A 15567-nucleotide genomic window follows, 5' to 3' on the forward strand; every position below is an offset into this window, starting at 1 on the left:
TTATTCGGCCTCTATGGTGACGGGCGTTCCGTCTTCCAGCGTATCGGGGTAGGGGGTGATGATCTGCGCCCCGGCATCGAGGCCGGAGAGGATCTCGATCCGCTCGGTCCCGCGAATGCCGGTCTCGACCGTCACCCGCTTCGCTGCGTCATTCTCGACGACGAAAAGGTCATTGCCATGGAGCGTCAGCGCCGGCACGAGGAGCGTGTCCTTCACCACGCGGGTGATGATGTTGGCGTCGACGGACATGCCGATCATGAGCGGCGTGTCGTCCGGCAGGGCGAGGCGCACGCGATAGGTGCGGGTAACGGGATCGCCCTTGGGGGTAATGCTGTCGACTATCGCTTCCAGTTCGCGGCCCGGAAAGGCGTCCGAGCGGATCAGCACGTCCTGATCGGGCTCTATGCTCGGAATATCCTCCTCATTGACCTCGGCCACCACAATGCGCGGCGTGAGCCGTCCGACCCAGAACAGGACATGGCCGGGCTCGGCAATCTCGCCGATTTCCACGTCCTGACGCAGAACCATGCCGTTGCTTGGTGCGCGCAGCGTGTAGTCCTCAAGACGCGCGGTCTGGCCGGCGATCAGCGCTTCCACCTGACTTACTTCCGCGCTGGCGCGTTCCAGCGCCGTCACACTGGTGACATTGCGTTCCACGAGCAGGGTCAGCCGGTCGCGCTCATCCACCGCCAGCTTGTAGCGGGCCTTCAGTTCGGTGAGGATGGCTTCGGCCTCGGTGGCGTCGAGCCGCGCCAGAATGTCGCCGGTCTCAACGCGCTCGCCCTCGCAATTGCAGACTTCGACGATGCGTTCGCGCACCAGCGAGGTTACCTTGGCCCAGTTGCGCGGCTCCACCACCCCGGAAGCGAACACGATGTCGGCGGCGCTGCCCCTTTCAGGACCGGTCACTGCGACAGGGGCGGGCTGGTTGTGATACCAGAAAGCCGCACCGGCAGCCGCGGCAAGCAGAATGGCTGCTAGAAAGAGGCGGAGGAATGTCACGTCGTTCTCCCTGACAGCCGCAGGAGGCGGCAAAATAAATACGATGCATATCTGTATCGAAATTATTTCGGTCGTACAATTGCCTTTCTCATGCTGAGAGAGGCTTCGCTTTGATCTGACGCAACGATGGAGAAGAACCCTGTCCGGCGACACGCAAAATTCGCAGGGTAAGGCACGCGGCCCGGGCCGCCCCCGCGATCCGCAGACCGACGCGGCCATACTCGATGCCGCGCTCGGGCTTTTCGTGGCCAACGGGCTCGATGGCGCGAGTTTTGAGAAGATCGCGCGCGAGGCCGGTGTAACCCGCGCCACCATCTATCGGCGCTGGTCGACGCGCGAAACGCTGATCGCCGATGCGCTGGGGCGGCTGAAGGAAAATGCCGAGCAGGATTTTGGCGAATGGCGGGCGCTGCCGCTGGAGGTGCTGGTCGGCATGATGATCGATTACGGGCCGAAGGGGTGGGTGGAGCACGATGCGCGTCGGCTTCTCGCCCGCATCATCGGTTCCGTGCCGGATGCGCCCGACCTGCTCGGCGTCTTCTGGGAGGTTTATCTCGCGCCACGCCGCGCCGCCTTCAATGTGATCGTGGAGCGCGCACGCGATGAAGGCGCGCTGCCGGCCGACACGGATGTGGACATGTTTCAGGACATGTTCAGCGGCGCACTGATGTATGAGCTTCTCTTGAAGCCCGGGGCGAAGACGGAGGAGGGGCTGCGAAGCTACTTCACCCGCCTTCTCAAGGAACTCGGTCTGGGCGATGCGGTCGCCCGCCATCTGGCGAACGCACAAAGTGCTTAAAGCGCCCCCTCATTCACCATCGACATGACCTCGGAGACGATGCCGCGCGACACCAGACAGCGCCATGGCGCGCGATTGGGGCCGACGCCGACCATGACCAGCGTGTTCGCTTCGGAGAATTCCGAGCTCAGCACCGTCACCGTGTTGTTGGTCTGTTGAGCCACGGCGGCGAGGCAGGCCTGCTCGTCCTGCGGGCTGCCGGTGCGCATGGCGGCAGCCGTGCTGCCCGACATTGATGTGCTTTCGGATTGTGTCGTCTGGTTGCATCCGGCGAGCCCGGCAGCCAGTGCTGCGAGCGCGGCTACTCTGTAGAGTGCATGCATTGTCCCGGTCCCTTCATCGCTTGTTGTTGAAGTCTCTCCTCAAGGACACGGGGGCAAGTGTCGCATGGGGGCAGGGGACCGGCAATTCCTGCATTCGTAGGATGCAGGCTCCGGCGGGGAAGCGGAATGGCGCGGGCGGCGGAGGTTTTACGGGCGGGTTTTTGGCCGGCGCAGTGCCCGCGCGGGCGCGACACCTTGACAAATCGCACCTCCCATGCGCTTTTCCCGCCGACCTTCTGGCCCTTTTTCCACGGGGCCTGAGCAAGAATTCCAAGACACGGATGATATGACCATGCATCGCTACCGCAGCCATTCCTGCGCCCAACTGAGAAAATCCGATGTCGGCGCCAATGTGCGCCTGTCCGGCTGGGTCCATCGTGTGCGCGACCATGGCGGCCTGCTGTTCATCGACCTGCGCGACCATTACGGCATCACCCAGATCGTCGCCGATCCCGATTCTCCGTCTTTCCAGGTGGCCGAGACCGTGCGTGGCGAGTGGGTCATTCGCGTCGACGGCGAGGTGAAGGCCCGCACGGACGAGACCATCAACGCGAATCTCCCCACCGGTGAAGTCGAAATCTTCGCCCGTGAGATCGAGATTCTGTCCTCGGCCAAGGAACTGCCGCTGCCGGTGTTCGGCGAGCCGGACTATCCGGAAGATATCCGCCTCAAATACCGCTTCCTCGATCTGCGCCGCGAAACGCTGCACAGGAACATTGTGCAGCGCACGAAGATCATCGCCGAGATGCGTCGCGCCATGGGCGAGGTCGGCTTCACCGAATATTCGACGCCGATCCTGACGGCATCCTCGCCGGAAGGCGCGCGCGACTTCCTCGTGCCGTCGCGTCTGCATGAGGGCCAGTTCTACGCGCTGCCGCAGGCGCCGCAGCAGTACAAGCAGCTCATCATGATGTCGGGCTTCGACCGCTATTTCCAGATCGCGCCGTGCTTCCGCGATGAGGACCCGCGCGCCGACCGCCTGCCGGGCGAGTTCTACCAGCTCGACCTGGAAATGAGCTTCGTCGAGCAGGAAGATGTGTTCCAGACGATGGAGCCCGTCATGCGCGGCATCTTCGAGACGTTTGCCAATGGCAAGCCGGTCACGGATGTCTTCCCGCGCATTCCCTACGACGAGGCCATGCGCAAATATGGTTCCGACAAGCCGGACCTGCGCAACCCCATCGAGATGGAAGACGTTTCCGAGCATTTCCGCGGATCGGGCTTCAAGGTGTTCGCCAACATTCTGGCCAATGACGAAAAGGCCGAAGTTTGGGCCATTCCGGCCAAGACCGGCGGCAGCCGCGCTTTCTGCGACCGCATGAACTCCTGGGCGCAGGGCGAGGGCCAGCCGGGTCTGGGCTACATCTTCTGGCGCAAGGAAGGCGAGGGCCTTGAAGGCGCTGGTCCGATTGCCAAGAACATCGGCCCGGAGCGCACCGAGGCGATCCGCACCCAGCTTGGTCTGGAAGACGGTGACGCCTGCTTCTTCGCCGCTGGCGATCCGCGCAAGTTCGCCGGCTTTGCGGGCGCTGCGCGTACGCGCGCCGGTGAGGAGCTCGATCTGGTCGACCGCGAGCGTTTCGCCCTCGCATGGATCGTGGATTTCCCCTTCTACGAATGGAACGAAGACGAGGACAAGCTCGACTTCGGCCACAACCCCTTCACCATGCCGCAGGGCGGCCTTGAAGGGCTGGAAGGCGATGACCCGCTGTCGCTCAAGGCCTGGCAGTACGACCTCGTCTGCAACGGCTTCGAGATCGCATCGGGCGGCATCCGCAACCATCTGCCGGAAGTCATGGTCAAGGCGTTCGAGAAGGTCGGTTTCGATCAGCAGGAAGTGGAGGAGCGCTTTGGCGGTCTCTACCGCGCGTTCCAGTATGGCGCACCGCCCCATGGCGGCATGGCCGCCGGCATCGACCGCATCGTGATGCTGCTTCTTGGCGCGAAGAACCTGCGTGAGATTACCATGTTCCCGATGAACCAGCAGGCGCAGGATCTCCTGATGGGCGCGCCTTCCGAGGCAACGCCGGCGCAGCTGCGCGAGCTGAACCTGCGTCTCGCTCCGGTCAAGAAGGACTGACGCGCAGGGCGCTAAACCGCGTCTCCCAAACATCTTGAAAACGGCCTCGCCTTCACTGGCGGGGCCGTTTTCGTTTCCGCCCTGCTTCGGCTGCAGGCACAAAAAAGCCAGGCAGCTTGCGCTGCCTGGCCCGTTGGAGCGCCGTGCGTCCATTCGGATGCACAAAGGACGCCCTACCTATTGAATCGGCACATCGTGCTTTCCGAAAATCGATTTCGATTTTCGGGCCGATGCGTCAGGCGATGAGACGCCTCTTACTGGTTTGCCAGAACCTGCAGGCCAACCTGCCTGACGAACGCTTCAGCCGAGCCCATGTCGAGATCCTCCAGGATGGACAGCGATATCGGCTCTTCCGGCGCGATGCTGATCGTGAGGTTGCGCGGATCATCAACATAGGTGGTGACCGCCTTGGTGAGGCTCAGGGTCAGGTCCGGGCCGAGATACTGGCCGGCCATGAGCGGCACGATGGCTTTTGCCTGATTGGCCACATCTTCCGGCTTGGCGCCCTGCAGCGCAGCCAAATAGGCGATCAGCTTGCCGGTCAGCGACGCATCGGAAAAGCGGAAGGACGCGCCATGCAGGCTAATCTGCCCTAGGAGATTGGACATGGCCAGTTCAAGGGCCTGCCGCTCCTCCTTCGCGCTGTGTATAATCCGCCTATCCAGCCTATCCAAGTATACATCCTCGCGTGCCACATCTGCTGTGTAGCCGTCGAGTTCGAACTCGAGGGACAGTGTGCCTACATTGTCGAACTTGGTATCGAAGCGATCAAGGAGACCGCGACCGTTCTCCGTATTCCAGCTGCCAGCCACGTCAATACGGCCGGTCAGCTCACCATAGTCGTTCTCGTTCAGGAAGTTGCGAACAACATCATCGTCTGCGAGACTGGAGAGGTTGAGCCAAACCATCTCTGCTGCGCCGTCATAGGTGAGCGTCTCCCTGTCATCACCAAGTCGCGTATTCAAGCGCGCGTCCTTGATCACAAGGAGTGGTTTCTCGCCAATCTTGCCGACGCGCGCCTCCTCAAAGGTCAATTGGCGAACGTGCATAAAGCCGCCATAAGGCGGTTTCTCGATCGCTTTGGGCAGAACAACACCATTGAGGGAGAGGCCGATTAGCGCTTGATCATGCCGGGGGTTGGGAACGTCCATATCGCCCAGGGAAATATGGCCGATCTCGTAAAAGCTGTCGGTTTCGCTGACATCCTTCAAGACCAGTTCATCATATATCTTTGCAATGCGGCCGGACGGCAATGCGAGTGATGCACCCTCCAGAACAATTGAAGTGCCGTCCCTGCGGACGGAAGACCAAACCAGTTCTTTACCCTGATCATCGGTCAGCCTCTGGTAGCGGGCGGCAACCTCTTCCGCTTCCCATGCTTTCGCTGAGTGTAGTGCAGTTGCTGAAACGAGCGCGGTGAGTGCAAGCGATTTCAATATCTGTGCGTCGATGCGCATGAATAAAGCCTTCAATATGGATGTAAAATAATTAATAAAAAGAATGGTTTATGTTATTTTAGGAGCGTCGGTGACAATGCGCGCCCTCAGCCATGGTGTCAATTTCCAATGGACTGGATCAACTAGAAAAGAAGCAAATTTTGGAGAAGGCGCGGTACAAAAAAAGCCAGGCAGCTTGCGCTGCCTGGCCCGTTGGAGCGCCGATGCGCCAGGCGGTGAGACGCCTCTTACTGGTTCGCCAGAACCTGCAGGCCAACCTGCTTGGCGAGTGCTTCCGGTGAGCCCATGGCGGTGCCCATCAGAACGGCGAACGGCATCGGCTCTTCCGGCGCGATGCTGATCGTGAGGTTGCGCGGGTCATCAAGATAGGTGGTGACCGCTTTCGCGAGGCTCTGGGTCAGGTCCGGGCCGAGATACTGGCCGGCCATGAGCGGCACGATGGCCTTTGCCTGATTGGCCACGTCCTCCGGCTTGACGCCCTGCTGCGCGGCCACATAGGCGATCAGCTTGCCGGTCAGCGATGCATCGGAAAAGCGGATGGACGCGCCATGCAGGTTGAGCTGCTGCATGAGGCCGAGCATTGCGAGGCCCTGTGCCTGCTGCTGCTCTTCCGTGCCGTTCTCCATCTTCTCCTGCATTTCCTGCAGCGTGCGCAGGAATTCCGGCGTGTAACCGCTGATGTCGGCGGTGATGGCCAGCGTGCCGGCATTGTCGAGCTTCAGGTCGTAGCGGCTGACCTGCATGCGGCCGTCGTCCAGCGTCCAGCTGCCAGCCATGTCGACGCGGCCGGCAAGCTGTTCGTAGCCATATTCCTTGAGCTGCTCGTGGGCTTCCCTGCTGTCGGTGAGTTTCGACAGATCAAGCGAGAAGCTTTCTGCCGAGCCCTCGAACGACATTTTGTTGGCGCCGTCGCCGAGATCCGTATCGGCCACCAGATTGCCGAGCGTGAAGATCGGTTCATCGCCATTCTTGCCCACGCGGGCGCTTTCCAGCGCGAAGCGGCGATACTGCATCAGGCCGCCATAGGGAGCGTCTTCCGCTTCCTTGGGCAGAATCAGCCCCTCGATGGACACGCCCTTCAGAGCGATGTCGAAATCATCCTCGGACTGCTGGAAATCATCAACGGCGACGCGGCCGATCTCGTAGACGGTGTCGGTTTCGCTGACGTCTTCAAGAACCAGATCGCCAAGGTTCGCCTTTTTGTCGACGTCGGCGACACCGAACGACGCGCCCTCAAGCACAATCGAATCGCCGTCCTTGCGTGCGGCGGTCCATTCCGCCTCGACGCCCTGATCGCCGAGCAGCGTCTTGTAGCGCGCGGCAACCTCATCCGCTTCCCAGGCCTGGGCGGACTGCAGCGCCGTGGCCGAAAGCAGGGCGGCGAGCGAGAGGGTCTTCAGCTTGGTTGCATGGCTGAGCATGGGCAATTTCCTTAAAGTAACGTAAGATAACGGTTATCTGCTGGCATGGAGGCCGAGAATTACGGTCGGAGGATGGCCTTTGGGTAAACCTGTGTCAATTTTCACAGGCCAGTATTGCGTGTTATCCATGACGCTATGGTTGCTGAACCCTTGGAAAACGGGAGAGAGGTTGGGAATGCGGGCATTCGGGCATTTTGGGGCGAGCGCCTTTCTTTTGATTCTCTTCTCGTTCGCAGCGCAGGCGGTGGAGCTGCATGAAGGCATCACCTACCGAAGTGGCCTGAAACTCGACATTCACGCACCCGACACGCCCGGCCGGACCTCCCAGGCCGGCGTGGTGCGCATGAACCTGTTCTCCTTCGGCAGCCCCAAGGTTCCCGTGGTGATCTACGCCCATGGCGGCGGCTGGGTGAAGGGCTCGCGCAAGAAGGTCTATTCGCTTCCCGAATGGCTCACCCAGCGCGGCTACATGCTGGTCGCCATCGACTATCGAAAAGTGCCGCAGACCAACATTGACGGGCAGGTCAACGATCTGTCGGCGGCCATCTCCTGGGTGCGCTCCAACATTTCACGCTATGGCGGTGATCCGTCGCGCATCGTGCTGATGGGCCATTCGGCCGGCGCGCATCTGGTGGCGATGGCGGCGGCGCGCAATGTCGCCGGCGATGTGCGCGGTGTGATTCCCAACGACGTGCAGGCCTATGACATGGTGGCCTATGCCGGCATGCGCGGTTCGCTCGGCTATCCCTATATCAATGCCTTCGGCTCGGACCCGAATGACTGGGTGCGCTGGTCTCCGGTCACCTATGCGCGCCGCGGCTCGGGCTTTCCACCGCATCTCTTCCTTCACTCGGGTTCCAATGGCGAAAGACGCAGGGCGCTGACCAATGGGTACGCCAATCTGCTCAAGGCGCGCGGGGCGCGGGCGGCGGTTTTCGACGGCGGGCGCTACACGCACGGGTCGATTGCGCGCAAGCTTGGGGCTTCTGGCGATCCGGCCACGGTCACGATTGAGCGCTTTCTGGCGCAGGTCACGCGCTGACAGACGCAAAAACCAGGTCGCCCAGCATGCATAAGGACGATCTGCACTTTTAGTGGAGCACCGGAACAGACCGAAAACCGGTTTCCACTTTTCTGTCCTGTGGTCTAGCCACAGCCCTTTTGCCATAAAGGCTTGCCGCGAATCACCCGCTGGTCTAACCGGAAACCATGGGAAAAGATATGCTTCCGCCCGGTGGCGACGGTGGTGATGCCGTAGAGCCGGTCGATCTGAAAAAAGCGCTCGAAGAGCGCTACCTCGCCTATGCGCTGTCGACGATCATGCATCGTGCGCTGCCGGATGTGCGCGACGGGCTGAAGCCCGTGCATCGGCGCATCGTCCACACCATGCGTCTTCTGCGCCTCAGTCCCGATCAGGGTTTCGCCAAATGCGCCCGCATCGTCGGCGACGTGATGGGCAAGTTCCATCCGCATGGCGACCAGTCGATCTACGACGCGCTGGTGCGTCTCGCGCAGCCTTTCGCCATGCGTTATCCGCTGGTCGACGGGCAGGGCAATTTCGGCAATATCGACGGCGATAACGCGGCTGCCATGCGCTACACCGAAGCGCGCATGACCGAGGTTGCCTCGGAGATCCTGACGGGCATCACCGAGGATGCCGTCGATTTCCGTCTGACCTACAATGAGGAAGACGAGGAGCCCATCGTGCTCCCCGGCGCGTTCCCGAACCTGCTCTGCAATGGTTCTTCGGGCATCGCCGTGGGCATGGCGACCTCGATCCCGCCGCACAATGCGGCAGAGGTCTGCGATGCGGCGCTCGCCATCATCGACAATCCGGATGTCGATCCGGAACGTCTGCTCGATTTCGTCAAGGGACCGGATTTCCCGACCGGCGGCATCATCGTTGAGGGGCCGGATTCCATCCGCGAGGCCTATGCGACCGGACGCGGCGGTTTCCGCGTTCGCGCCCGCTGGCACAAGGAAGAACAGAGCCGCGGCGCATGGACGGCCGTGGTCACCGAAATTCCCTATGGCGTGCAGAAATCGCGGCTGATCGAGAAGATCGCCGAACTGATCATCTCGCGCCGCCTGCCGCTGCTGGAAGACATTCGCGACGAAAGCGCGGAGGATATCCGCGTCGTTCTGGTGCCCAAGAGCCGCGCCGTCGCGCCGGAATTGCTGATGGAATCGGTCTTCAAGCTGACCGATCTGGAGAGCCGTTTCCCGCTCAACATGAACGTGCTGTCGCGCGGCAAGGTGCCGGGCGTCCTGTCGCTCAAGCAGGTTCTGCGCGAATGGCTCGACCATCGCCGCGATGTGCTCCTGCGCCGCTCGCGCCACCGGCTGGCGGAAATCGAGAAGCGGCTGGAAATCCTTGCCGGCTATCTCGTCGCCTATCTGAACATCGACGAGGTCATCCGCATCATCCGCGAGGAGGATGAGCCGAAGAAGGTGATGATCGCGCGCTTCGAGCTGACGGACACGCAGGCCGAGGCGATCCTCAACATGCGGCTGCGCGCCCTGCGCAAGCTCGAGGAATTTGAGATCCGCAAGGAGTTCGACAAGCTTTCCGAGGAAAAGGAAGGCATCGAAGCGCTGCTCGCCTCCACCGAGCGCCAGTGGAAGACCGTGCGTTGGGAAGTCGCCAAGGTGCGCCAGACCTTCGACCCGGAGAAGAACCCGGGTCTTGGCGCGCGCCGCACCACCTTTGCCGAAGCGCCAGAGCACGATCTGGAAGACGTCCACGAGGCGCTGATCGAGCGCGAACCCATCACGGTGGTTCTGTCCGAAAAGGGCTGGCTGCGCGCCATGAAGGGGCATCTGGCCGACTTCTCCTCGCTCTCCTTCAAGGAGGGGGACAGCCTCAAGATCGCCTTCCACGCCCAGACGACCGACAAGATCCTGCTCTTCACCACGGGCGGCAAGGTCTTCACGCTTGGCGCGGACCGTCTGCCCGGCGGGCGCGGCCATGGCGAGCCGGTACGCATCATGGTCGACATGGACAATGATCAGGCTATCGTCACCGCCTTCGCGCATGATCCCGAGCGCAGGCTCCTGGTCGCATCGCATGCGGGCAATGGCTTCGTGGTCGCCGAGAAGGAAATCATCGCCAACACCCGCAAGGGCAAGCAGGTGATGAATGTGAAGGCTCCGGACGAGATGAAGCTCTGTCTGCCGGTTTCGGGCGATCACGTGGCCGTGGTCGGCCAGAACCGCAAGCTGCTCGTCTTCCCGCTTTCCGAAGTGCCGGAGATGACACGCGGCAAGGGCGTGCGCCTGCAGCGCTACAAGGATGGCGGCGTTTCCGACATCAAGACCTTCGCCATGGAGGAGGGGCTTTCGTGGAAGGATTCCGCCGATCGCACCTTCGTCAAGTCGCGCGAAGAACTGCTTGAATGGATGGGCAACCGCGCGGCCGCGGGTCGTATGGCGCCGAAAGGATTTCCACGCACCGGAAAATTTGGGTAAGCGCCGCAACACAGGCGCGAAGGCCAGGGTGCAAGCAGAGGAGGGGTGATATGCTGCACTGGAATGGGAAGGGCCTTCGGGCCGCAACGCTGGCGCTGGCCGGCTTTGTCGGGCTGGCGCAGCCGTCTTCGGCCGAAGACCGGCTGTTGAGCGATGCGGTCGAGTTTTCCGGTCAGATCCTCTATCTGCAGACCGATGTGCCCGGTCTTGTGATCGGCGCGGTGCGCAATGGCGAGACCGCCGTTTTCGGCTTTGGCGAAACCGCCAAGGGAAGCGGCAAGACGCCGGACGGCGACACGCTGATGCGGGTCGGCTCCGTGACCAAGGTGTTCACCGGCGCGGTTCTGGCGAGCCTCGTCGCCGATGGCTCGGTGAAGTTCACAGATCATTTGCAGGAGCGCATTGGCTGGGATGTGACCGTTCCGGCGCTGGACGGCAAGCCAATCCGGCTGATTGACCTCGCCACACACACGTCCGGTCTGCCGCGGGAGGTCGACCGCGAGCCCGGTCCGGAGAATGATCCGTTCTCCACGCTCACGAAAGAGACCTACGCGAAGGCCTTCACCAGCGATGTGCAGCTCTTCCCGGCGGGCACGGGCGGGCTCTACTCCAATTTCGGCTTCGACATGCTGGCCGTTGCGCTGGGCTCTGCCGCAGGCAAACCCTATGACGCACTGCTTGCCGAGCGGGTTCTTGAGCCGATCGGCCTCAAGGACACGACCTTTGCGCCGGCCGAGGCCGACCGCGACCGGCTGATGCAGGGCCACAGTTTCGATGGATCGCCGCTGCCAGACGTGCCCAACACGCCGGTCATGTCGGGCGCGAGCGGGCTTTATTCCACCGCCAACGACATGGTGACCTGGCTGCAATGGCATCTTGACCGCTTCTCGCCGGACATGGCCGAGATGCGGCTCCTCGACCACGCCTCCTATGTGCAGCGCGATGCGCTCGATCCCACTTATGGCTTTGACGAATCCGGTCATATGGATTCCATGGGGCTTGGCTGGATCGTCATGCAGCCCGAGGGTGACCGTCCGCTGATCCTGCAGAAGGCCGGCGGCCTGCAGGGCATGTTCGTCTACCACGCCTTTGCCCCGACGCGCGGCGTTGGCGTGTTCGTCGCCATCAACGAGTTCGATTTCTCGGCTTCCATGCTGATGGCCGAAGTGGTGAACGGCCTGATCTCCGACCTCGCTCCGCGTTAAGGGGCGAGGGGGCTGTCGGTGCAGGGTGCGCGCTGCATTTTCCCCTTGGTCTTGTGCGGCGCGCGGGAGCGCTGTGCGTCCTTCGACAAGCTCAGGATGAGGGGGGAGGCTCAGGATGAGGGATGTTGAGAATGACGGGGAGGGCACGCGAGAGTTACGCTCGCTCTCCTCGGCCTTGAAGGGTTGGTTGTAGGCTTTTGCCTGCTTCGCTGAGATCTGCGCGCATCTCCCCACTCTGAGAAGCTGCCTTCCTTGCAGTGAGCGCATGTGCGTTCTCCCGAGCACCCAGACACTCTATCCCATACACCTGACCCGAAATCCGGCTACCTACCTTCCTCATCCTGAGCTTGTCGAAGGACGCACAGCGCTCCCGCTCGCCAATCCGCGCCTCACGCCCCCACCATCCACCGCGATCACGCCCGCGACTGTGGAAAAGCCACTCTTGTGAGGGGCAGGGGGCGGCGAATGACACTATCTTCGCCGGGTTCACAGATTCAGGAATTCGCATGTCAGCTGACGTCAAACGCATCGCCGCCCTTATCGCCACCGAGATCACCGCCCGGCCGGAGCAGGCTCAGGCGGCCATTGGTCTTCTGGATGAAGGGGCGACCGTTCCGTTCATCGCGCGCTACCGCAAGGAAGTCACCGGCGGCCTTGATGACACGCAGTTGCGCACGCTCGCCGAGCGGCTCTCCTATCTGCGCGAGCTCGATCAGCGCCGCGACACGATCCTCGGTTCGATCCGCGAGCAGGGCAAGCTCACGCCGGATCTGGAAACCAAGATCGTCACCGCCGCCACCAAGGCGGAGCTGGAAGACATCTACCTGCCCTACAAGCCCAAGCGGCGCACCAAGGCGCAGATCGCCCGTGAGCGCGGGCTCGGGCCGCTGGCCGAGGCCATTCTGGCGGATCGCTCCAAAGTGCCGGCCGAACTGGCGAAGGATTATCTCGGCGAAGAAGTCGCAGACGAGAAGGCCGCGCTCGACGGCGCGCGCGACATTCTGGCCGAGCAGTTCGCCGAAAACGCCGATCTGGTCGGGAAGCTGCGCAATCACATGAAGGAACGCGCCGTCCTGCGCGCCCGCGTTGTCGAGGGCAAGGAGGAGGCGGGCGCGAAGTTCTCCGACTATTTCGACCACTCCGAGCAATGGTCGGGCGTTCCGAGCCATCGCGCGCTTGCCATGCTGCGCGGCCGCAACGAGGACGTGCTGGCGCTCGACCTGGAAGTGGATGCGGACGACACCAGCCCGCTCAAGCCCGCGGTGCGCATGATCGCGGCTGCCTATGAGATCGGCGGCCAGCGTCCCGGTGACCAGTGGCTGATGGAGGTTGCCGGCTGGACATGGCGCGTAAAGCTCTTCCTGCACCTCAACCTCGATCTGATGCGCGATCTGCGTGAGCGGGCCGAGGAAGAGGCGATCAATGTGTTCGCGCGCAATCTGAAGGATCTGCTTCTGGCGGCACCCGCCGGCACGCGGGCAACGCTCGGGCTCGATCCGGGCATTCGCACCGGGGTCAAGGTGGCCGTGGTCGACGCCACGGGCAAGCTGCTCGACACCTCCACGGTGTACCCGTTCCCACCGCGCAACGATCTGCGTGGCAGCCAGGCCGAGCTGTCGGCGCTGATCCGCAAGCACGGCGTCGAGCTGATCGCCATCGGCAACGGCACGGGAAGCCGCGAGACCGAAAAGCTCGTGGCCGACATGCTGTCGGATATGCCGGCGCCCAAGCCGCTCAAGGTCGTGGTTTCCGAGGCCGGCGCATCGGTTTATTCGGCGTCGCCCACGGCGGCGGCCGAATTCCCCAATCTTGACGTCTCGCTGCGCGGGGCTGTCTCCATCGCGCGCCGCCTGCAGGACCCGCTGGCGGAGCTGGTGAAGATCGAGCCGAAGTCCATCGGCGTCGGCCAGTATCAGCACGATGTGGATCAATACCGTCTGGCAAAGGCGCTCGACGCCGTGGTGGAAGACGCGGTGAACGCGGTCGGCGTGGACCTGAACACGGCATCCTCATCGCTTCTGGCGCGCGTTTCGGGCCTTGGCGCGTCGATTGCCGAGGCCATCGTGGCGCATCGCGACGCCAATGGCGCGTTCTCCAGCCGCAAGCAGCTTCTGGAGGTGGCGCGGCTTGGCCAGCGCACCTTCGAGCAGTGCGCCGGCTTCCTGCGCATCCCGAACGGCACGGAGCCGCTGGACGCGTCGTCAGTTCACCCGGAGGCCTATGGCGTGGCGCGCAAGATCGTCTCGTCCTGCGGGCGCGATGTGCGCTCGCTGATGGGCGACGCCGGCGCGCTCAAGGCGCTCGACCCGCGCGTCTTCGTGGATGAGCGTTTTGGTCTGCCCACGGTGCGCGATATCATTGCCGAACTTGAAAAGCCGGGCCGCGACCCGCGCCCGGCCTTCCGCACGGCCACCTTCGCCGAGGGCATCGACGACATCAAGGATCTGAAGCCCGGCATGAGCCTGGAAGGCACGGTGACCAATGTTGCCGCCTTCGGCGCGTTCGTGGATATCGGTGTTCATCAGGACGGGCTGGTGCATGTCTCCCAGCTTGCCGACCGCTTCGTGAAGGACGCGCATGAGGTGGTGAAGGCCGGCGATGTGGTGAAGGTGCGGGTGCTTGAGGTCGACATCAAGCGCAAGCGCATCAGCCTCTCCATGCGCAAGGATGCCGGCGGAGCCAGCGGTGGCGCAGATACCGGTGCTGGCGCTGGCCGTCCGCGCGATGGCGGCAAGCCGTTCCGTGGCGGGCAGCAGCGCAGTGGCGGTGGCAAGCCGGGCGGGCGCAGCAGCGAACCGCAGGGCGCACTCGCCGCCGCACTGGCTCAGGCCATGAAGAAGAAATAGGGGCGTTCTTTACCCAGCCCTCATGGTGAGCCCCCTGAGCTTGTCGAAGGGCGAACCACGAGGGCTAAACAGGATGGCGCAGTGCGGCCTGCGCGCGCCGCCGCTTGCGCCCGGAATGAAGCTGCCAGAGCGAGTGGGCGACCAGCGTGACGATCAGGATCGTGCCGCCGATCAGCGTCGCGCGGCTCGGCACTTCCGAGAAAATCAGCCACACCCAGACGGGCGCAAGCACGGTTTCCAGAAGATAGAACATCGCCACTTCCGGGCCTGAAATGTATTTCGGGCCGTTGGAGAGGCAGAAGAACGAGATCGGCATGATCACTGCGCCGTTGAGGATGATCCACCAGGGAGCCTCGATGCGGTAGCCGGTCTTGGCGGTCATGATCACGGCGACGATGAAGGGTAATATGACGGCGACCAGCGCCGTAAAGCCCATGTCGCGCCCGCTGCCGCGCGTGATGGTGATGGCGGTCGCCAGCAGGAAGGCCGCGCTCAGCGCCATCACGTCGCCGAACAGATTTCCAGCCCCGATGCCGCCGCCGACAATGATCAGCACGCCGATCAGCATCACCCCCATGGCAATCAGCGTGGCCGGTTTCGGTCGCTCCTTCAGGAACAGCCAGGAGAGCAGCGCTGCGAACATGGAATTGAAGGCGAGGATGAACACCAGATTGGCCGTCGAGGTGTTGTAGACGGCGGTGATGAAACAAAGCGCGGAAAGCGCGTAGAGCGCCGCCACGACGAGGCCGACACGACCGGGCATGAGCGGTGGCACATTGCGTGAAAAGAGACGCCAGACGAACCAGACGGCAAGCGCCACGGCAACCGTCAGCGCGCTGCGCACCATCAGGATCGGCCAGGGATCGCCATCGGCAAGCCGAATTAAGGGAATGTCGATGGTCAGCGCCATGCCGCCAAACGCGGTCAGTGCGAGGCCTTTTGCATGCGAAGAAGAGGCTGGGTCGG

General features: G+C 62.8%; 11 protein-coding genes. 6 read left to right on the forward strand and 5 right to left on the reverse strand.

The features are described from left to right. The gene (locus tag JYP46_RS20875) at positions 1-1002 is read right to left on the reverse strand and encodes an efflux RND transporter periplasmic adaptor subunit (protein WP_206546719.1); all 1002 of its coding nucleotides are present in this window, start codon (positions 1000-1002) and stop codon (positions 1-3) included. 217 nt (positions 1003-1219) lie between these two features. On the opposite strand from JYP46_RS20875, the gene JYP46_RS20880 reads away from it, so the two are divergent. Then, positions 1220-1801, forward strand: a complete 582-nt coding sequence (locus tag JYP46_RS20880; protein ID WP_317090346.1) for a TetR/AcrR family transcriptional regulator — start codon at positions 1220-1222, stop codon at positions 1799-1801. On the opposite strand, the gene JYP46_RS20885 is transcribed toward JYP46_RS20880, so the two are convergent. Beyond that, positions 1798-2124, reverse strand: coding sequence for a hypothetical protein (locus JYP46_RS20885; protein WP_206549213.1), 327 nt, complete (start codon positions 2122-2124; stop codon positions 1798-1800). The genes JYP46_RS20880 and JYP46_RS20885 overlap by 4 nt on opposite strands. 292 nt (positions 2125-2416) lie before the next feature. Here JYP46_RS20885 and aspS point away from each other — a divergent pair, with 292 nt between their 5' ends. Next, the gene (aspS, locus tag JYP46_RS20890) at positions 2417-4204 is read left to right on the forward strand and encodes an aspartate--tRNA ligase (RefSeq protein ID WP_162742288.1); all 1788 of its coding nucleotides are present in this window, start codon (positions 2417-2419) and stop codon (positions 4202-4204) included. A 254-nt stretch (positions 4205-4458) separates the two neighbouring features. Here the strand turns inward: aspS and JYP46_RS20895 are convergent, their stop codons facing one another. Further along, entirely contained in the window at positions 4459-5661 is a 1203-nt protein-coding gene (locus JYP46_RS20895; protein ID WP_206549214.1) for a hypothetical protein, read from the reverse strand. 227 nt (positions 5662-5888) lie between these two features. Then, on the reverse strand, positions 5889-7082 hold the full coding sequence (locus JYP46_RS20900; RefSeq protein WP_206549215.1) for a hypothetical protein: 1194 nt from the start codon (positions 7080-7082) through the stop codon (positions 5889-5891). 175 nt (positions 7083-7257) lie between these two features. Here JYP46_RS20900 and JYP46_RS20905 point away from each other — a divergent pair, with 175 nt between their 5' ends. The 4 genes from JYP46_RS20905 to JYP46_RS20920 all read left to right on the forward strand — a co-directional run bounded on the left by JYP46_RS20905 (position 7258) and on the right by JYP46_RS20920 (position 14601). Next, positions 7258-8124: an alpha/beta hydrolase gene (locus tag JYP46_RS20905; protein ID WP_206549216.1), complete on the forward strand. Its 867-nt coding sequence runs from the start codon at positions 7258-7260 to the stop codon at positions 8122-8124. Between the two features lie 167 nt (positions 8125-8291). Next, positions 8292-10550: a DNA topoisomerase IV subunit A gene (gene parC / locus JYP46_RS20910; RefSeq protein ID WP_206549217.1), complete on the forward strand. Its 2259-nt coding sequence runs from the start codon at positions 8292-8294 to the stop codon at positions 10548-10550. A 50-nt stretch (positions 10551-10600) separates the two neighbouring features. Continuing rightward, the gene (gene ampH / locus JYP46_RS20915) at positions 10601-11755 is read left to right on the forward strand and encodes a D-alanyl-D-alanine-carboxypeptidase/endopeptidase AmpH (protein WP_206549218.1); all 1155 of its coding nucleotides are present in this window, start codon (positions 10601-10603) and stop codon (positions 11753-11755) included. Between the two features lie 506 nt (positions 11756-12261). Beyond that, a complete protein-coding gene (locus tag JYP46_RS20920) occupies positions 12262-14601 on the forward strand; it encodes a Tex family protein (RefSeq protein WP_206549219.1) in 2340 nt (779 codons plus the stop codon). A gap of 64 nt (positions 14602-14665) precedes the next feature. Here JYP46_RS20920 and JYP46_RS20925 read toward each other — a convergent pair whose 3' ends face one another. After that, positions 14666-15511, reverse strand: a complete 846-nt coding sequence (locus tag JYP46_RS20925) for a DMT family transporter (protein ID WP_210346652.1) — start codon at positions 15509-15511, stop codon at positions 14666-14668. Positions 15512-15567 lie beyond the last annotated feature (56 nt).

It is taken from the genome of Nitratireductor aquimarinus (genome assembly GCF_017255295.1).
Taxonomy (GTDB): domain Bacteria; phylum Pseudomonadota; class Alphaproteobacteria; order Rhizobiales; family Rhizobiaceae; genus Nitratireductor; species Nitratireductor aquimarinus.

Excerpts from the sequence above, each read along its gene's own strand:
- JYP46_RS20885 (WP_206549213.1), bottom strand. The coding sequence starts at position 2,124 with ATGCATGCACTCTACAGAGTAGCCGCGCTCGCAGCACTGGCTGCCGGG.
- aspS (WP_162742288.1), top strand. The coding sequence starts at position 2,417 with ATGCATCGCTACCGCAGCCATTCCTGCGCCCAACTGAGAAAATCCGAT.
- JYP46_RS20895 (WP_206549214.1), bottom strand. The coding sequence starts at position 5,661 with ATGCGCATCGACGCACAGATATTGAAATCGCTTGCACTCACCGCGCTC.
- JYP46_RS20900 (WP_206549215.1), bottom strand. The coding sequence starts at position 7,082 with ATGCTCAGCCATGCAACCAAGCTGAAGACCCTCTCGCTCGCCGCCCTG.
- JYP46_RS20905 (WP_206549216.1), top strand. The coding sequence starts at position 7,258 with ATGCGGGCATTCGGGCATTTTGGGGCGAGCGCCTTTCTTTTGATTCTC.
- parC (WP_206549217.1), top strand. The coding sequence starts at position 8,292 with ATGGGAAAAGATATGCTTCCGCCCGGTGGCGACGGTGGTGATGCCGTA.
- ampH (WP_206549218.1), top strand. The coding sequence starts at position 10,601 with ATGCTGCACTGGAATGGGAAGGGCCTTCGGGCCGCAACGCTGGCGCTG.
- JYP46_RS20920 (WP_206549219.1), top strand. The coding sequence starts at position 12,262 with ATGTCAGCTGACGTCAAACGCATCGCCGCCCTTATCGCCACCGAGATC.
- JYP46_RS20925 (WP_210346652.1), bottom strand. The coding sequence starts at position 15,511 with ATGGCGCTGACCATCGACATTCCCTTAATTCGGCTTGCCGATGGCGAT.